This is a genomic window from Kitasatospora sp. NPDC005748 (assembly GCF_040630735.1).
In the GTDB taxonomy this organism is placed as follows: Bacteria; Actinomycetota; Actinomycetes; order Streptomycetales; family Streptomycetaceae; genus Kitasatospora.
On record NZ_JBEXYD010000004.1, the window covers coordinates 242,646 to 260,893 of the forward strand.

Sequence of the window (18,248 nt, forward strand, 5' to 3'; positions counted from 1 at the left end):
GTCGGGGCAGCCTGCATCGCGTGCGTGTCCTCACTCAGGGTCCGCGCCCTGGATCGACGTACCGGGGGCGAGAGTCTCCTGGCTTCCGGGTCGAACGCACCCCCGGGCCCGGCGGCGGCTTCTGACGGCCCGCCGCGATGGGCCCCCTCCGGCGCCGTGGCCGGCGGAGGAGGGACTCCGAGTGTGCTCCCCGGTGACAGTGGCGGGACCGCGCCGGACTCGCACCGGCTTCCTCTGCATGCCTCCGTTTGGCTGAAGGATCCCATCACGCGGCCGAACCGTGCGTCAACCAAGGTCACGGAGGGGTTGGTCACAGCGGAGCCGGGCCGCCCGACGCCGTCGCTACCTCCGATCGGCACCCCCCGCAGGGGCATGACAGCCTGTGTGATCGTCCAGTCGCCCGGAGGAGCCTCCGGGCCCGCTTCGTGTGTTCGGCGGCTGGGGGGCGGCCGGACCGCCCCCTACCGTCGGGCCATGCGACGCAGACAGCCACCCGCCGTGCCCCCGGTGCCCTTCTCGCCCGCGGCCGCCCGCGCGCACCGCGCCGGCCTGGGGCTGACCCCCGAGCAGGTGGTCGAGGGCATGGCCGCGCACGGCGTCCGGCTGCTGCCCTCCCACGTGCTCGGCTGGGAGAGCGGCGAGCTGCGCCCCGCCGAGGACGAGTTCATCGCCCTGGCCCGGGCGCTCTGGTGCCCGCCGGCCCAGCTGATGGGCGTCCGCCCGGCCCGGCTGCGGGACTTCCGGGTCGCCCGGGAGCTCAGCCAGGAGAGCGCGGCCCACCGGATCGGCCTCGCACTGGACCGGTACCAGCGGGCCGAGGCGACCGGTCAGTGGGACGGCGACCAGGAGCAGACCCACGCGCTGGCCCAGGTGCTCGGCACGACCCTGCGCGAGCTGGTCGCGGTGACCGGCCGGGCGCAGGAGCTGGACCGGCGGCTGCGGCAGTGCGTGGACGGCCGCTGGCAGGCGCAGCTCCGGCCGATCGGCCGGATCGTGCCGGTGCACGAGGGCGATCTCACCGCCGTGCTGACGGCGCTGCAGAACGAGTACCAGGTCACCTCCCACTGGGGCGCCGGCAGCTGGGGCTCCCCGGCCCCGGCGGCGGACACCCGCGCGGCGGCCCGGCCGCTCGGCGAGCGGTTCTGGGAGCTGCTGGAGCGCCTGGAGCGCCTGGAGACCGAGATCCCGGTCTGACGGGCCGCTACCGCGCCGCCCCCCGCGCGGCGCCTCCCCCTCCCTGCCCTCTCCCTCTGCCGCTTCCCGCGCCGCCGTGACCAGAGGGCCGAGAACCGTGCCGTCGCTTCCCGCAGCCGCTTCCCGTGCCGCCGTGACCCGGCCAAGACTCCCGCCGCGGTGACCCGGCCAAGACCCGTGCCGCCGTGACCCGGACGGCCGCGTCCGGTGGCCGGGTGGCGCCCCCGCGAGTGGACTGATGGGCAGACTGCCCAGTCCGCGACCAACAGAGCGGGGAGCGATATGCGTTGGGGAACCGCAGCCGCCGTGGCGGCCGCCGCCGTCGGCACCGGGGCCGCCGTCCTGCTGATCGGCCGGAGGGCCTCCGAGCGGATGGTCCGCCCGGCTGTCGGCCGTGAGCGGGCCGCCGGCCCCGTCGTGGTGCTGACCCTCGCCGCCGGACGGGCCACCTTCACCCGCAGCGCGGAGAGCGCCCGCCCCGGCCGCTGGGCCGTCGAGTGGGGCGACGGAGGGCACGCGGTGGTCGGCGAGATCCTGCACGCCGACGAGCGGGGCGTCACCCGCCGGCTGGTCCGCGCCGACCGCGGCACCCTGGCCCCCGGTACCGCGGTCCGCTTCACGCCCCGCGTCCACCTCGGCGACCCGACCAGCGCCCTCGGCCTGCCGTACACCGAGACCGCCGTCCAGGGCGAGCTGGGCGCGCTGCCCGCCTGGCGGCTGGACGGCAAGCGGGGCACCTGGGTGATCCTGGTGCACGGCCCCGGCGCCGACCGGCAGCAGACCCTGCCGGTGATGCCCGTCCTGCACCGGCTCGCGCTGCCCGTCCTGGCCATCACCTACCGCGGCGACGAGGGCGCGCCGGCCTCCCCGGACGGCCTCGGCCACTTCGGCGAGACCGAGTGGCGCGACGTCGAGGCGGCCCTGCGGCTGGCCCTGGACAGCGGCGCCGGGCGGGTCATCCTGTACGGCTGGTCGCTCGGCGCGACCATGGTCCTGCAGACCGCGGCCCGCTCCGCCTGGGCCTCCTCGATCAGCGGCCTGGTGCTGGACTCGCCCGTGCTCGACTGGTCGGCCACCGCCCGCCGGGGCGCCGCCCGGGCCGGCTACCGGGGCGCCGCCGCCGAGCTGGGCGCGCTCGCGGCCGAGGGCCGGGCCGGCGTGGATCTGGCCGACTTCGCCCGCCTCGCGGACGGCACCGACCTGCGGGTGCCCACGCTCCTCCTGCACGGGCCCGACGACGCGCTGGCCCCCTGGCAGGCCGCCGCTCGGCTGGCCCACCGCCGCTCCGACGTGGTCGGCCTCCAGGCCGTCCCCGGCGGCGAGCACGCCGGCCTCTGGAACGCCGACCCCGACCGCTACGAGGAGCACCTGCGGCGCTGGCTCACCCCCCTGCTCTGAGGCCCGTCGCGGGCGGTCCCAGCCGTGTTCCGGACAGCCCCTCGGGCCCCTTCCCGCACCCCGTCCGCCCCGTCCTTCCCCATACTGGCGTGTCCGCGTCACACAGATCCGGCCAGGCGGTTTGGCCTCTGTTGCCCGATCTTGTCGACCCCCTGCGACCACCTGTCGGTAGTCGGGACCGATCGGATGTGACAGAAGGCCGGTACAAGGGGAAGACTGCTCGACGTGACGTCTCGGAATCCGCGCGACCGTGATGCCCAGCTCCCGCCGACGATCGGCTCCGGTGCGACGGTGACCCGTCTCCCCGGAACTGCCCACCGCCCCGCCGGCGCCAGGCCGGGCGGCTCCGGCGTACCCCGCCGACGAGGCCCCGCACCAGCCCCCGGCCGTGGCCGGGTCCCGGTGCCGGACGGCTTCCCCGCTCCCGCCGAGCTCGCCCCGCTGGCCCGTCGGATGCTGATCGACGCCGTCCGCATCGCCCGCTGGGCCGGTGAACTCGCCGAGGTCGACAAGCGCGGCGAGCTGCTCCCCGAGGACGCCCGCGACGCGGGCCGCGCCCTCGCCATGACGGTGGGCGCCGCCGGCAAGGCCTGGGGCCAGGCCCTGCTGGTCGGCCTGGTCGAGGCCCGGGACGGCGGCGCCGCCCCCGGCTGGCGCCTGCACGCCTGGGAGCACGACGACGAGGCCGTGGTCCGCGGCTGGTCCGCCCTGTTCGACGCCTGGACGCTGCTCGCCCCGGTGCCGCCCGCCGCCCTGCGCGGCGTGTTCGCGGTGCTCGCCGGGCAGGCCGTCGACCAGGCGCCGCAGCTGCTCTCCTTCCTCCACCTGGTGGCCGGCCCGGTCGCCGACAGCGAACTGCTGGAGCTGCTGCGCCGGGGCCTGGACGAGCGCCGGGTCGGCGGCGGCGACGGCGCGCTGGGCCTCTCGCCCGTGCCGCACGCCGCCTCCGCGGTCTCGGCCGTCCGCGGCACCTGCCGCGAGCCGCAGATCGACACCCCGGCCGCGCCCTCCGACGTGGCGGCCGTGCTGGACTGGATGCTGGACGGCCTGGCCGCGGTCGGCGCGGTGGTCCGCAAGGACGACGCCGCCGAGCTCTCCCCCCTCGGGCACTGGGCGGTGCGGGCCAAGCTGGAGGAGATCTGCACCGTCGCCCAGACCGCCGCCGGACACATCGAGCAGAGCGCCTTCGAGCTGCTCAACGCCTGCGCCGACTACTCGCCGGGCCCGGCCCGGGCCGAGTTCCGCGCCTGGGTGGCGGCCCGACCGGCCGACCGGGCGGTGGCCGAGCTGCTGGACGCCGCCCAGGGTGACGACGCACTGGTGCGCGGCCTCGCCTTCGAGGCGCTGCGGGTGGCCGGCTCCACCGCCGAGCAGGCCGTCCGGGCGGCCGTGGACGCCCCGGTGCTGCGCCCCTATGCGCTGCTCTGGCTGGCCGAGCAGTCGGACGAGGGCGTCGCCCCGGCCGATGTGCTGGGCGCGGAGGACGCCGCCTGGCTCTGGGTGGACACCGCGGCCGCGGTGCTCGACCACGGCGAGACCGAGCTGCTGGTGGGCCATGTCGAGGGCGCCTCGGCCGGTGACCCGGTCCGGCTGTTCGCCCGGGCCCGGCAGTCCGGCCACCCGCGGGCGGCGTCGGTGCTGACCGCCGTCTCCGGCGTCCACCCGGACCCGGTCGTGGCCCGCGCGGCCCGGCGCTCGGCCTTCAGCGTCCACCGCGGCGGCGCGTAGCCGTCAGGACGCGCCGTGGCGGCGCGGAGCCGCTCGGCCTGACCGTGGCGGCCCCACGGCCGCCACCCGGCCCGGCAGGGCCGCAGCCGGCCTCCACGGGGCCGCACGCCGCCCGCACGGCCGTCACCACCGGCCCGGCAAGGGCCGCAGGGCATGCGAGAGGGCCCGGATCCGTCGAGCGGATCCGGGCCCTTCGTCGTACGTCCCTCGGGGTCAGCCGAGCCGGGACTCCGCCCGGCGCGCCCGGACGTCCCCGACCTTCTGGCCGACCTTGCGCCGGATCACCAGCAGCGGGGCCATCGCGGCGAGCGCGATCTGGCCGTAGGCGCCGATGTGCAGCAGGTAGTCGCCGCCCTTCAGGCCGGTCGCCCAGGCCGCCAGGCAGCCGATCGAGAGCACGATCCAGCAGAGCGTCGCGGTGGCCAGCAGCCCCTGCGGCTTCGGGTACTCGATCCGGCTCATCATCAGGTACGCGGTACCGGCGATGGCGAGCAGACCGGGCAGGAACGGCGGGTCGAGCAGCACGATGGCGATCACCGTCATGGCGCCCATCGGGCAGGGCATGCCCTGGAACACCCCGGGTCGCATCTTCACGGCGGAGAACCGCGCCAGCCGCAGCACCACGGACAGCAGCACCGTCAGCGCGATCAGCGCCGAGAGACGGCTGTCGGAGCCCGGCGAGACCATGCCCCAGACCGCGACGAAGTAGGCCGGCGCGATGCCGAAGCTGATCAGGTCGGCCAGGTTGTCGAGTTCGGCCCCGAGGGCGGAGGAGCGCAGCTTGCGCGCCACCAGTCCGTCGAAGAGGTCGCACATCGAGCCGATCAGCAGCAGCGTCACCGCGGTGGCGGCGCTGTGCTTGTCCGGCGCGGCGTCCGGGTTGGTGATGTGCGGGACGAGGACCCCGGTGGTGATCGAGTAGATCGCCAGGAAGCCGCAGACGGCGTTCCCCAGGGTCAGGAAGTCGGCGGTGGACAGGTGCTGGGGAGAGCGCGGGGCGCGCAGCTCGCGGTCGCGCGCCCAACGGCGGCGGCGCAGGGCCGTCTCCTCGTCGTCCAGGCCGACGATCGTCTCAGGTTCAGTCACGGTCAAGGCGCGTCACCCCGGCTGTGGTCTTCTGGCCGACCTCGACGCCGACCTCGACGCCGGCCGGCAGGTAGGTGTCGACCCGGGACCCGAAGCGGATCAGACCGATCCGATCGCCCTGCTCGACCTTGGTACCGGCGTCGACGTACGGCACGATGCGGCGGGCCACGGCCCCCGCGATCTGCACCATCTCGATGTCGCCGAGCTCGGTGTCGAAGTGCCAGACGACCCGCTCGTTCTGGTCGCTGTCCTTGTTGAACGCGGGCACGAAACCACCCGCGACGTGCTCGACGGAGGTCACGGTGCCGGGCAGGGGCGCCCGGTTGACGTGGACGTTGAGCGGGCTCATGAAGATCGCCACCCGGGTGCGGCCGTCCGGCCAGGCGTCGATGCTCTGCACCACGCCGTCGGCGGGGGAGATCACTCTGCCCGTGCCGATCTCACGCTCGGGGTCGCGGAAGAACCACAGCATGCCGGCGCTGAGCGCACAGGCGGGCACCGCCGCCAGGGCCCACGCGCCATTGCGCCGGGTGAGGGCGGTGGTCACGGCTGCCGTGGCGAGGGTGGGGACGAACCAGGGGGTGGCTCCGCGCGCGATGGTCACGCGGGGTCGCCGGCCGGCCGTCGTGGCGGCGAGGGCATCGCTGTCCGTGACGGAGGTGTGAGGGGACGGGCTGATGGGCATCGAAGACCTTTGTCGCGGGGGATCATGGCCGCTGGACGGGGGCCACCGCGGGGATCGAGTAATAAAGGGACGGCGTCTGTCCCGGTGGATGCTATCGGGACCACACGGTGGGTGGGCAACCCGCCTGCTCGGTCATGTGTCCTGCGTGCGGCGCAGCTGCGCCTTCTGTGTATACGACCGTAGCTCGACCCGCTCCGGTTCCCAAGGGTCCGGGCGGGGCTGGTGACTCTTGTCTCAACAGGCATGCCCGGGGAACCCCGGGCCGTCGGCGCAGGGGCGCGCGCGGGGTGCGCCGAAGCGGCCGCAAGGCGCGTGACAGCAGCTGTACGCCCTACGGCCGCTTCGGGAGCCGTGCCGGACCCCAGGCGGACCAGGCCGGGGTCGTGGTGGCACGGCGGGGTGCCGGGACGGGCCCGCACGCCCGTCGACCGGCCGTCACCGGGCCGTCAACCCGCCGGGCGGAGCGTCACCGCGCCGCCCGGGCGAGTCTTCGTACTGGTCGTCCTCACTCCGCGATGCGGTACTCCTCCAGCAGACGACGTCCGACGATCATCTTCTGGATCTCCGCAGTACCTTCACCGATGAGCAGCATCGGAGCCTCGCGGTAGAGGCGCTCGATCTCGTACTCCTTGGAGAAGCCGTAGCCGCCGTGGATGCGGAAGGCGTCCTCGACGACCTCCTTGCAGTACTCGGAGGCGAGGTACTTGGCCATGCCGGCCTCAAGGTCGTTGCGCTCGCCGCTGTCCTTCTTGCGGGCGGCCATCACCATCATCTGGTGGGCGGCCTCGACCTTGGTGGCCATCTCGGCGAGCTTGAACTGGATCGCCTGGTGCTCGGCGATCTTCTTGCCGAAGGTGGAGCGCTGCTGGGCGTAGGAGATGCCCAGCTCGAAGGCGCGGCGGGCGACGCCGCAGCCGCGCGCGGCCACGTTGACGCGGCCGACCTCGACGCCGTCCATCATCTGGTAGAAGCCCTTGCCCGGGGCGCCGCCGAGGACGCGGTCGGCCGGGACGCGGACGTCCTGGAGGATCAGCTCGGTGGTGTCGACGCCCTTGTAGCCCATCTTCTCGATCTTGCCGGGCACGGTGAGCCCGGGGACGGTCGGGTTCGGGCCGAAGCCCGCCGTCTTCTCGATCAGGAAGGTGGTCATGTTCTTGTACGGGGAGCTGCCGCCCTCGTCGGTCTTGCAGAGCACCGCGACCAGGGTGGACGTGCCGCCGTTGGTGAGCCACATCTTCTGGCCGTTGAGGACGTAGGAGTCCCCGTCCCTGACGCCCTTGGTGGAGATCGCGGAGACGTCGGAGCCGAGGCCCGGCTCGGACATCGAGAAGGCGCCGCGGATCTCGCCGGCGGCCATCTTCGGCAGGAAGTAGTCCTTCTGCTCCTGGGTGCCGTGCGCGTTGATCATGTGGGCCACGATGAAGTGGGTGTTCACGATGCCGGAGACGGACATCCAGCCGCGTGCGATCTCCTCCACGACCAGGGCGTAGGTGAGGAGCGATTCGCCGAGGCCGCCGTACTCCTCGGGAATGGTGAGGCCGAAGAGGCCGAGCTGCTTCATCCCCTCCACGATGGCGGTGGGGTACTCGTCCTTGTGCTCCAGCTCGGTCGCGACCGGAATGATCTCCTTGTCGACGAAATCCCGCACGGTGGCGAGGATGTCCCGCTGGATCTCGGTGAGGCCGTCGGTCTGTGCGAGGCGTCCCATCGTGCGGCTCCTGTGGCGAAAGAGGGAGAGGGTGGGGGGAGGGCAGAACAGCGGGGGGGGGGGATTTTCCGGGGGCCCTGCCGGCGTGGCTGCGGCAGCAGGGCCCCCGGTACCGGGGTGGGGATCGGCCGATGACGGCGGCCTACCCGTCCGGGGCTCCTGGGTGGTACGGCTCTGGCCGGGCTAGGACAGCGGAGTCGGGCGGCCGGGCTGCTCGCCGCCGCGCTCCTTGATGTAGGTAGCCGTCGGCACCATCACCTTGCGGCGGAAGATGCAGACGACCGTGCCGTCCTGCTTGTAGCCCTTGGTCTCGACGTACACGATGCCGCGGTCGTCCTTGGACTTGGACGGCCACTTGTCGAGCACGGTGGTCTCGCCGTACAGGGTGTCGCCGTGGAAGGTCGGCGCGATGTGGCGCAGCGACTCGATCTCCAGATTGGCGATCGCCTTGCCGGAGACGTCCGGGACGGACATTCCGAGCAGCAGCGAGTAGATGTAGTTGCCGACCACGACGTTCTTGCCGAAGTCGGTCGTCCGCTCCGCGTAGTTGGTGTCCAGGTGGAGCGGGTGGTGGTTCATGGTGAGCAGACAGAAGAGGTGGTCGTCGTACTCGGTGACCGTCTTGCCGGGCCAGTGCTTGTAGACAGCGCCGACCTCGAACTCCTCGTAGGTGCGTCCGAACTGCATCTCAATGGTCCTTAGGAGGTCAGGAGGGGTCAGGCCTGCGGGGGCTCGAACTTGGAGGTGCGCTCGAACCCGGCGGCGCGGCCCTTGCCCGCGATGACCAGGGCCATCTTGCGGCTGGCCTCGTCGATCATCTCGTCGCCGAGCATCGCGGAGCCCTTGGCACCGCCCGCCTCGGAGGTGCACCAGTCGTAGGCGTCGAGGATCAGCTCGGCGTGGTCGTAGTCCTCCTGCGAGGGCGAGAAGATCTCGTTCGCGGCGGAGACCTGGTCCGGGTGGAGCACCCACTTGCCGTCGAAGCCGAGCGCGGCGGCGCGGCCGGCCACCTCGCGGTAGCCCTCCTGGTTGCGGATCTGCAGGTAGGGGCCGTCGATGGCCTGCAGGTCGTTGGCGCGGGCGGCCATCAGGATGCGCATCAGGATGTAGTGGTAGGCGTCGGCCGGGTAGCCCGCCGGCTGCTCGCCGACCACCAGGGACTTCATGTTGATCGAGGCCATGAAGTCGGCCGGGCCGAAGATGATCGTCTCCAGGCGCGGGGAGGACTCGGCGATCGCGTCGACGTTGATCAGGCCCTTGGCGTTCTCGATCTGCGCCTCGATGCCGATCTTGCCGACCTCGAAGCCCATGGTCTTCTCGATCTGGGTGAGCAGCAGGTCGAGCGCCCGGACCTGCTCGGCGTCCTGGACCTTCGGCAGCATGATGCAGTCGAGGTTGGGGCCGGCGCCCTCGACGACCGTGATCACGTCGCGGTACGTCCAGTGGGTGGTCCAGTCGTTGACGCGGACGACCTTGGTCTTCTTGCCCCAGTCACCGTTGTTCAGCGCGTCGACGATGTTGTGCCGGGCGCTCTCCTTGACCAGCGGGGCGCAGGCGTCCTCCAGGTCGAGGAAGACCTGGTCGGCCGGGAGGCCCTGGGCCTTCTCCAGGAAGCGCGGGTTGCTGCCCGGTACGGCGAGGCAGGAGCGGCGGGGGCGGAGCCGGTTGACGGGGGTGTCGCTGGCGTTGCTCATGAGGGGTGGTCAGTTCCTTCCACGATCAGCTGGTGGACGCGGCGGTGGTGGGCGTCCACGGCTGGAGCCTGTTGGCCAGCCGGATCTCGTCCACGATCCGGCCGATGATGGTGGTGATGCCGAAGTCCTTCGGGGTGAACACGGCGGCGACGCCGGCGGCCTTGAGGGCCTCGCCGTCCGCTGCCGGGATGATGCCACCCACGATCACCGGGACATCCTCCACCCCGGCCCGGCGGAGCCGGTGCAGGACGTCGGGCACCAGCTCGGAGTGCGCCCCCGAGAGGATCGACAGGCCCACGCAGTGCACGTCCTCCGCGACGGCGGCCGAGACGATCTGCTCGGGCGTCAGCCGGATGCCCTGGTAGACCACCTCGAACCCGGCGTCACGGGCCCGGACGGCTATCTGCTCGGCGCCGTTGGAATGTCCGTCCAGGCCGGGCTTGCCGACCAGCAGGCGCAGCTTGCCGACGCCGAGCTCGGCGGCGGTGGCGGCGACCGCCTCGCGGACCGCGGCCAGCTCGCCGCCGGGCTCGGCGGCCACCGCGACCGGGGCGCCGCCGACGCCGGTGGGCGCGCGGTACTCGCCGAAGACCTCGCGAAGGGCGAAGGCCCACTCGCCGGTGGTGACCCCGGCGCGGGCGCAGGCGAGCGTCGCCTCCATCAGGTTGACGTCGGTGCCGGCGACGGCCTTGAGCTCCTCCAGTGCCTGCTGGGCGGCGGCCTCGTCGCGCTTGCCGCGCCACTCCTCCAGTGCGGCCAGCACGGACTGCTCGGAGGCCGGGTCGACCACCATGATCGCGGTGTCGAGGTCGGCCGTGAGCGGGCTCTCCTCGGTGGTGTCGAAGCAGTTGACCCCGATGATCTTGTCCTCGCCGGACTCGATCCGGGCCCGCCGGGCGGCGTGCGAGGCGACCAGGTTGGACTTCAGGTAGCCGGACTCGACGGCCGGGATGATGCCCCGGTTGCCCGCCTTGACGCCCATCTCCAGCACCTTGGCGATCTCGGCCTCGGCGCCGGCCAGCAGCTCGGCGGTCTTGGTCTCGATCACCTCGGAGCCGTTGAAGAGGTCCCCGTACTCCAGCAGGTCGGACTCGTAGGCGAGCACCTGCTGGATCCGCAGCGACCACTGCTGGTCCCACGGGCGGGGCAGGCCGAGCGCCTCGTTCCAGGCGGGCAGCTGGACGGCCCGGGCCCGGGCGTCCTTGGAGAGCGTGACGGCGAGCATCTCCAGCACGATCCGCTGGACGTTGTTCTCCGGCTGCGCCTCGGTCAGGCCCAGCGAGTTGACCTGGACGCCGTAGCGGAAGCGGCGCTGCTTGGCGTCCTGGATGCCGTAGCGCTCCAGCGTGACCTTCTCCCAGAGCTGGGCGAAGGCGCGCATCTTGCACATCTCCTCGACGAAGCGCACGCCGGCGTTGACGAAGAAGGAGATCCGGGCGACCACCTCGCCCATCCGCTCGGCCGGCACCTGGCCGGAGTCGCGCACCGCGTCCAGCACCGAGATCGCGGTGCACATCGCGTAGGCGATCTCCTGGACCGGGGTGGCGCCGGCCTCCTGCAGGTGGTAGCTGCAGATGTTGATCGGGTTCCACTTGGGGATGTTGCCGACGGTGTAGGCGATCATGTCGGTGATCAGCCGGACCGAGGGCCCGGGCGGGAAGACGTGCGTCCCGCGCGAGAGGTACTCCTTGACGATGTCGTTCTGGGTGGTGCCGGTGAGCTTGGCGATGTCGGCGCCCTGCTCCTCCGCGACCACCTGGTAGAGCGCCAGCAGCCACATCGCGGTGGCGTTGATCGTCATCGAGGTGTTGGTCTGTTCGAGCGGGATGCCCTCGAACAGGGCGCGCATGTCCCCGACGTGGCCCACCGGGACGCCGACCCGGCCGACCTCGCCGCGGGCGAGGACGTGGTCCGAGTCGTAGCCGGTCTGGGTCGGCAGGTCGAAGGCCACCGACAGGCCGGTCTGCCCCTTGGCGAGGTTCTTGCGGTAGAGCGCGTTGGAGTCGCTCGCGGTCGAGTGCCCCGCGTAGGTGCGCATCAGCCAGGGGCGGTCGCGTCCGGCCATCAGATGTTCCGGAAGCGGTTGATGGCGTCGATGTGCTTCGCCCGGAACTCCGCGTCCCGCACGCCCAGGCCCTCCTCCGGCGCCAGGCAGAGCACGCCGACCTTGCCCTGGTGCTTGTTGTGGTGCACGTCGAGGGCGGCCTGGCCGGTGTCCTCCAGCGAGTAGACCTTCGAGAGCGTCGGGTGGATCTTGCCCTTGGCGATCAGGCGGTTGGCCTCGAACGCCTCGCGGTAGTTGGCGAAGTGCGAGCCGACGATGCGCTTGAGCGACATCCACAGGTAGCGGTTGTCGTACTGGTGCATGAAGCCCGAGGTGGAGGCACAGGTGACGATGGTGCCGCCCTTGCGGGTGACGTAGACCGAGGCGCCGAAGGTCTCGCGGCCCGGGTGCTCGAAGACGATGTCCACGTCCTCGCCGCCGGTGAACTCGCGGATCTTCGCGCCGAGCCGCTTCCACTCGCGCGGGTCCTGGTTGTGCTCGTCCTTCCAGAACTTGTACCCCTCGGCGGAGCGGTCGATGATCGCCTCGGCGCCCATCGCCCGGCAGATCTCGGCCTTCTGGTCGTTGGAGACCACGCAGATCGGGTTGGCGCCACCGGCCAGCGCGTACTGGGTGGCGTACGAGCCGAGGCCGCCGCTGGCGCCCCAGATCAGCACGTTGTCGCCCTGCTTCATGCCCGCGCCGTTGCGCGAGACCAGCTGGCGGTAGGCGGTGGAGTTGACCAGGCCGGGGGAGGCGGCCTCCTCCCAGGTCAGGTGCTTCGGCTTCGGCAGCAGCTGGTTGGTCTTCACCAGTGCCAGCTGGGCCAGGCCGCCGAAGTTGGTCTCGAAGCCCCAGATCCGCTGCTCCGGGTCCATCATCGTGTCGTTGTGGCCGTCCGGGGACTCCAGCTCGACCGAGAGGCAGTGCGCGACGACCTCGTCGCCCGGCTTCCAGGCGTTGACCCCGGCGCCGGTGCGCAGCACCACGCCCGCGAGGTCGGACCCGAGCACGTGGTACGGCAGGTCGTGGCGCTTGGTCAGCGGGGAGAGCCGGCCGTAGCGCTCCAGGAAGCCGAAGGTGGAGACCGGCTCGTAGATCGAGCTCCACACGGTGTTGTAGTTCACGGCGCTGGCCATGACGGCGACCAGAGCCTCGCCCGGGCCCAGCTCGGGCAGGGCGACCTCGTCGAGGTGGAGGGACTTGCGGGGGTCCTTGTCGCGGCTGTCGAGGCCGGCGAACATCTGCTCCTCGTCCTTGTGGAGCGTGACCGCCCGGTAGGACTCCGGCAGCTTGAGCGCGGCGAAGTCCGCCGCGGTGCTGTCGGAGTTGAGGATCGCGTCGAGGATTTCCTTCATGGCTGCCTCCGAAGGCGTACCTGTGTGAGGGGCACAGGGCGTCTGGGGGAGCCGGGAGCGGACACCGGCTTCGCTGAGATGGGTGGTTGGGTGGTCTGGCGGGTGGCCTGGCTGGGACCGTGCGGTGGATCTGCGGTGGACCTTGCTGGGCACAGCTCCCGGGGTGTGGGAGCGCCGGACGACGGCGCGCCGTGGTGGGGAGCCGCGGCGCCGCGACTGGTGGGTAACAAGGTAGTGGCACCCTGTGCCACTCGTAAAGACACCGGGTGTCATCAATTCAGGTGAATCAAATCCGCGTTCGAGCGCCCGTCGGCGGGTGCGCGAAGGGCCCGCACCGGATCGTCGGTACGGGCCCTTCGGGCTGCTCTGACCTGCGGAAACGCTACTGCTCAGGCCTGCCTGGCACTGCTCAGCGCGGCCCTGATGCTGTCCACCACGACGTCCAGCGGAGCGTCGGTCCGGGCCACTGTGATGAGTACCTCACCTCCGGGGCTGGCACTCAGTGCGCTCGCGGCCGCCTCCTCCAGGGGGGTCACACTGGCACCGGGTGCCACCAGGGACCCCCGCCGTCTCACCCCCGGTGCCGCGGAGGCCCAGAAGGTCCGCCGGATCACCTCGAAGGAGTGGTCCAGCTGCGCCTCCACGTCGCCCCGCCCACCGGCCCTCAGCCAGCGCCGCAGTACGTGGTTGTGGGCCGCGACGACCGCCGCCGCCGACACCTCGGCCAGCATCGAGTCGTCCTCGCCGGCCCGCTGCCAGCCCGAGGGGATCTCGCCCCCGGTGTCGAACCGGCCCAGCAGGTAGCGGGTGAACAGCCGCTCGTACCGGGCCACCACGGCGATCTCCCGCTCGCGCAGCGCCGGCACCTGACGGATCAGCTGGTACCGGGCGACCGAGACCGCCGGGGTGGAGGCGTACATCCGCAGCACCTCCTTGATACCGCGGCAGACCACGTCCAGCGGGTGCTCGTCGGACTCGGCGCTGGCCAGCAGGTCGGCCACCCGGACGAGGGTGTCGTCGTGGTCCGGGAAGATCGCCTCCTCCTTGGACCGGAAGTACCGGAAGAAGGTCCGCCGGGCCACGCCGGCGGCCGCGGCGATCTGGTCGACCGTGGTCTCCTCGTAGCCCTGCGAGGCGAAGAGCTCCATCGCCGCCGTGGCCAGGTCCTGACGCATCTGCTGGCGCTGCGCGGCCGCCCGGCGGTTGCCGGGATTCCCCTCGGCGCCGGTCCCGGACGGCCGGTCGGCGCCGCGCGGTCCGGCGGAGTGCTGCGGGGAGGCTGACTGAACCCGATCCATGCCCGGAACGCTACACGCCCCCGGCACCGGCGCCGCGGGCCTTCCCCGTCGTACCGGGGCGACCGGTCCGGTCACGGCCGGTCTCGGCCAGCGCGCCGACACCGCCCCGGGGCTCCAGCCGGTGCGCGGCGACCCGTACCCGGGCTGCCCCGGCAGGAGCGGTGCCGGGCCCGTCCCGGTGGGGCCCGTGCCCAGCGGCGCGGCGCCCCCGACCGACGGCGTGGTCACCGGCGCGCGTGGTCGCGGAACCCGCGGCCGGTCTTGCGGCCCAGGCAGCCGGCCGCCACCAGGTGCTCCAGCAGCGGCGCCGCCGCCAGGCCCGGCTCGCGGAACTCCTGGTGCAGCACCTGCTCGATGGTCAGCGAGACGTCCAGGCCGACCACGTCCAGCAGCTCGAAGGGGCCCATCGGGTAGCCGCAGCCGAGCTTCATCGCGGTGTCGATGTCGTCCACCGTCGCGTAGTGCTCCTGCAGCATCCGCACGGCGTCGTTCAGGTACGGGAAGAGCAGCGCGTTCACGATGAACCCGGCCCGGTCGCCGCACTCCACCGGGTGCTTGCGCACCTTGGCGCAGATCTCCAGCGCCGTCGCGGTGACGTCCGGCGCGGTCAGCACGGTGGAGACCACCTCGACCAGCTTCATGGCCGGCGCGGGGTTGAAGAAGTGCAGGCCGATCACGTCCTGCGGCCGCGAGGTGGCCGCCGCGCAGCTGATCACCGGCAGCGAGGAGGTGGTGGTGGCGAGCACCGCGCCCGGCTTGACGATCTTGTCCAGGGTGGCGAACAGCTCGCGCTTGACCGCGAGGTCCTCGGCCACCGCCTCGACCACCAGGTCGACGTCGGCCAGCTCGGTGTACTGCCCGACCGGCGTCACCAGGGCCAGCGCCGCGTCGCGCTGCTCCTCGGAGAGCCGGCCCTTGGCCACCGAGCGCTCCAGCGACCTGGCCAGCTGCGCCTTGGCGCGCTCGGCCTTCTCCTGGCTGCGGGCGGCCAGCAGCACCGGGTACCCGGCCTTGGCGAACACCTCGACGATGCCGGTGGCCATCGTGCCGGAGCCGCAGACGCCGACCCGGCGCACCTCCCGGCCGGGCGCCTTCGCCGCGGTGGCCCCGGTGGCGGCGCCGACCACCTTGGACGAGCCGGGCGCCTCGTAGGTGTAGAAGCCCCGGCCGGACTTGCGGCCCAGCAGCCCGGCGGAGACCAGCTGGCCGAGGATCGGCGCGGGTGCGTGCAGCCGGTCCCGGGACTGCTCGTACATGGCCTCCAGGACGGTCCGCGCGGTGTCCACGCCGATCAGGTCGAGCAGCGCCAGCGGTCCCATCGGCAGCCCGCAGCCGAGCCGCATCGCGGCGTCGATGTCCTCGCGGGTGGCGTACTTGGACTCGAACATCGCGGCGGCCTGGTTCAGGTACGCGAAGAGCAGCCCGTTCACCACGAAGCCGGCGCGGTCGCCCGCCGCCACCGGCTCCTTGCCGAGGTCGCGGGCGAACGCCGCGGCGTCCTCGGCGACCTGCGGGGCGGTCAGCACGGTGCGGACCACCTCGACCAGCTTCATGGTGTGCACCGGGTTGAAGAAGTGCAGGCCCAGCACGCGCTCCGGGCGCGCGGTGGCGGCGGCGATCCGGGTCACCGACAGCGCGGTGGTGCCGGTGGCCAGCACTGTCGCGGGCGGGCAGATCCGGTCCAGCTCGGCGAAGAGCTCCCGCTTCAGCTCCAGCTGCTCGGGGACCTCCTCGATCACCAGGTCCGCCGGGGCGGCGGCGTCGAGCGCGTGGCCGACCGAGATCCGCGCGAGCAGCGCGGCCCGGTCCTCGGCGGTGATCCGCTCGCGGGCGACGGCGTGCGCGGTGGCCTCCTCGATCCGGGCCAGGGCCCGGGCAGCGGAGTCCTCGGTGGCCTCGATGCCGATCACTCGGCGGCCGCTCTGCGCGACCGCCACCGCGACACCGGCACCCATCGTGCCGAGGCCGACCACGGCGACCGTGGGGAAGGGACGCTCCATCTGTCCTGACTCCTTGTCATAAGGGCCCGCGCGCGCTCCGGCGGACGCGCCGCCGGAGGAGGGTCCGCGCGCGGGGGCATGGGGAGATGACGGTTGCGGCCCACCGGCGCAGCCGCCGGTCCGCTCCGGCCGTGCTGCGGGTGTGCCGTGGTACTCAGGCGCTCGGGGTGAAGGAAGCGGCTCTGATACGAGGCGAGAATCCGGCCCGCCGCGACCCGCGGCTACGACCGGTGAAGACGCACCGCCCGCCGCCGGACCGTTCCGCGCGATCACGCGCCGGCCGGCGACCCCGTCGGTGCGGCTCCCGAAGCCCGACGGTGGTGCGTGCGGACACTGTAGCGAAGCTACTCGCCAGTAGGAAGGGGGCGGGCGCCACCGGATTCCCGGCCGCCCCGGGTCGCCGCCGGCCCGCGCCCGGGGCGGCCGGGTCCCGGGATCCGCGGCGGCCCGGTGTGCGGCCCGGGGTGCGACCCGCAGGAGTGAACGGGTGGACAGGCGTCCGCCGGAACCACCCGATAGGGGAATTCCCCCTGGTCGGCGGGCACGACAGCATGGCCGCATGAGCACCGGAGCCGTCTCCTCCGCCGGCCTCGCCGACCCGTCCGAGCCCACCCGGGGCGCGGCTCCCGCCGCCGCGTCCGGGCCCGCCGCCGCGCCCGACCCGTCCGCGGGCCCGGCGGTCGCCGTTGCCCTGCCGCCGCGGGCCGAGCGCGGCGGCAGGGCGCAGGCGGCCGTCGAGCGGCTGCGCCCGGCGGGGGTCGAGGCGGTCGCCGTCACCTGGGTGGACAACGCGGGCATCGCCCGGGTCAAGGCCGTCCCGCTGGACGGGCTGGTGCACGCCGCCGAGTGGGGTGTCGGCACGGCGCCCTGCTTCGACGTCTTCCTGGCCGACGACTCGATCGTCACCAGCCGGTCGGTCGGCGGGCCCACCGGCGACCTCCGGCTCTACCCGGACCTCGACCGGGTGGTCCCGCTGGCCGCCCAGCCCGGCTGGGCCTGGGCCCCGGGTGAGCGGTACACCCAGTCCGGCGCCCCGCACCCGGGCTGCCAGCGGCTGTTCGCCCGCCGGATGACGGCCGCCGCCGCCGAGCGCGGGATCACCGTCAAGGCCGGTATCGAGGTCGAGTGGGTGGTCGCGCTCGCCGGGCCGGCACAGGAGGAGCCCCGCTACCCGACCGACGGCCCGGCCTACGGCATGCAGCGTTTGACCGACCTCTGCGACTACCTGCGCGAGGTGCTGCACGCCCTCGGCGCGCAGGGCCTCGCCGTCCTGCAGATCCACCCCGAGTACGCGCCGGGCCAGTTCGAGGTGTCGGTCGCCCCGGAGGGGCCGGTCGAGGCCGCCGACACCTCCGTCCTGGTCCGCCAGACCGTCCGCGCCGTCTCCGCCCGGCACGGCCTGCGCGCCTCCTTCGCCCCGGTGGTCGAGGCCGGTTCGGTCGGCAACGGCGGCCACCTCCACCTCAGCCTCTGGCGGGACGGCCGGAACCTCGCCCGCGGCGGAGCCGGCCCGCACGGGCTGACGGCCGAGGCGGAGGGCTTCCTCGCCGGAGTGCTCGGCGCGCTGCCCGAGCTGCTGGTGCTCGGCTCCTCCAGCCCGGCCGGGTACCTGCGGCTGGTGCCCTCGCACTGGGCCGGCGCCTACCAGTGCTGGGGCCTGGAGAACCGGGAGGCGGCGCTGCGGCTGGTGACGGGCTCCACCGGGGAGCGCGCCACCGCGGCCAACGCCGAGATCAAGTGCTTCGACGCCACCGCCAACCCGTACCTGGCGATCGGCGGGGTGCTCGCCACCGGTCTCGCCGGGCTGGCGCAACGGCTCGCGCTCCCGCCCGAGTTCACCGGCGACCCGGCCGAGGCCGCGCCCGGCACGGTGCCCCGGCTCCCGGCGGGTCCGGGTGACGCGCTCGCGGCCTACCAGCAGTCGGCGGTGCTCCGCGAGGCGCTCGGCGAGCCGTTGTACGAGGCGGTGCTGGCCGTCCGCCGCGGCGAGAGCGAGCGCCACGCCTCGGCCACCCCGGAGCAACTGGTCGCGGCCACCCGCTGGCGGTACTGACC

13 protein-coding genes and 1 riboswitch are annotated in these 18,248 nt (G+C 73.2%); of the genes, 4 read left to right on the top strand and 9 right to left on the bottom strand.

Annotated elements, in window-relative coordinates:
• Nucleotides 1-69 precede the first annotated feature (69 nt).
• A riboswitch (cobalamin riboswitch) is annotated at nucleotides 70-262 on the bottom strand.
• Between the two features lie 212 nt (nucleotides 263-474).
• The 3 genes from ABZ495_RS05620 to ABZ495_RS05630 all read left to right on the top strand — a co-directional run bounded on the left by ABZ495_RS05620 (nucleotide 475) and on the right by ABZ495_RS05630 (nucleotide 4,320).
• Nucleotides 475-1,194 carry a transcriptional regulator gene (locus ABZ495_RS05620; RefSeq protein WP_359834554.1) on the top strand — a complete coding sequence of 240 codons (720 nt, stop codon included), beginning with the start codon at nucleotides 475-477 and terminating at the stop codon, nucleotides 1,192-1,194.
• Between the two features lie 282 nt (nucleotides 1,195-1,476).
• Entirely contained in the window at nucleotides 1,477-2,592 is a 1,116-nt protein-coding gene (locus ABZ495_RS05625) for an alpha/beta hydrolase (protein WP_359834556.1), read from the top strand.
• A 402-nt stretch (nucleotides 2,593-2,994) separates the two neighbouring features.
• On the top strand, nucleotides 2,995-4,320 hold the full coding sequence (locus tag ABZ495_RS05630) for a hypothetical protein (protein WP_329490089.1): 1,326 nt from the start codon (nucleotides 2,995-2,997) through the stop codon (nucleotides 4,318-4,320).
• 213 nt (nucleotides 4,321-4,533) lie between these two features.
• Here ABZ495_RS05630 and ABZ495_RS05635 read toward each other — a convergent pair whose 3' ends face one another.
• From ABZ495_RS05635 to ABZ495_RS05675, 9 genes are all read right to left on the bottom strand, one after another.
• Nucleotides 4,534-5,358: a CDP-alcohol phosphatidyltransferase family protein gene (locus ABZ495_RS05635; protein ID WP_329492295.1), complete on the bottom strand. Its 825-nt coding sequence runs from the start codon at nucleotides 5,356-5,358 to the stop codon at nucleotides 4,534-4,536.
• Between the two features lie 40 nt (nucleotides 5,359-5,398).
• On the bottom strand, nucleotides 5,399-6,091 hold the full coding sequence (locus tag ABZ495_RS05640) for a phosphatidylserine decarboxylase (RefSeq protein ID WP_329490090.1): 693 nt from the start codon (nucleotides 6,089-6,091) through the stop codon (nucleotides 5,399-5,401).
• 505 nt (nucleotides 6,092-6,596) lie between these two features.
• Nucleotides 6,597-7,799 carry an acyl-CoA dehydrogenase family protein gene (locus ABZ495_RS05645; protein WP_329490091.1) on the bottom strand — a complete coding sequence of 401 codons (1,203 nt, stop codon included), beginning with the start codon at nucleotides 7,797-7,799 and terminating at the stop codon, nucleotides 6,597-6,599.
• A gap of 183 nt (nucleotides 7,800-7,982) precedes the next feature.
• A complete protein-coding gene (locus ABZ495_RS05650) occupies nucleotides 7,983-8,486 on the bottom strand; it encodes a MaoC family dehydratase (RefSeq protein ID WP_359804376.1) in 504 nt (167 codons plus the stop codon).
• A 29-nt stretch (nucleotides 8,487-8,515) separates the two neighbouring features.
• Nucleotides 8,516-9,493 carry a CoA ester lyase gene (locus tag ABZ495_RS05655; RefSeq protein ID WP_329490093.1) on the bottom strand — a complete coding sequence of 326 codons (978 nt, stop codon included), beginning with the start codon at nucleotides 9,491-9,493 and terminating at the stop codon, nucleotides 8,516-8,518.
• Nucleotides 9,494-9,518: 25 nt separating this feature from the next.
• Nucleotides 9,519-11,558, bottom strand: a complete 2,040-nt coding sequence (locus tag ABZ495_RS05660; RefSeq protein ID WP_329490094.1) for a protein meaA — start codon at nucleotides 11,556-11,558, stop codon at nucleotides 9,519-9,521.
• The gene (gene ccrA / locus ABZ495_RS05665; protein ID WP_359834559.1) at nucleotides 11,558-12,895 is read right to left on the bottom strand and encodes a crotonyl-CoA carboxylase/reductase; all 1,338 of its coding nucleotides are present in this window, start codon (nucleotides 12,893-12,895) and stop codon (nucleotides 11,558-11,560) included. The genes ABZ495_RS05660 and ccrA overlap by 1 nt, the downstream gene beginning before the upstream one ends.
• Before the next feature lie 389 nt (nucleotides 12,896-13,284).
• On the bottom strand, nucleotides 13,285-14,193 hold the full coding sequence (locus ABZ495_RS05670) for a TetR family transcriptional regulator (protein WP_359834561.1): 909 nt from the start codon (nucleotides 14,191-14,193) through the stop codon (nucleotides 13,285-13,287).
• Between the two features lie 224 nt (nucleotides 14,194-14,417).
• Nucleotides 14,418-16,193, bottom strand: a complete 1,776-nt coding sequence (locus tag ABZ495_RS05675) for a 3-hydroxybutyryl-CoA dehydrogenase (protein ID WP_359804372.1) — start codon at nucleotides 16,191-16,193, stop codon at nucleotides 14,418-14,420.
• Between the two features lie 559 nt (nucleotides 16,194-16,752).
• Between ABZ495_RS05675 and ABZ495_RS05680 the strand changes: the two genes are divergently transcribed.
• On the top strand, nucleotides 16,753-18,246 hold the full coding sequence (locus tag ABZ495_RS05680) for a glutamine synthetase family protein (protein ID WP_359834564.1): 1,494 nt from the start codon (nucleotides 16,753-16,755) through the stop codon (nucleotides 18,244-18,246).
• Nucleotides 18,247-18,248: the final 2 nt, after the last annotated feature.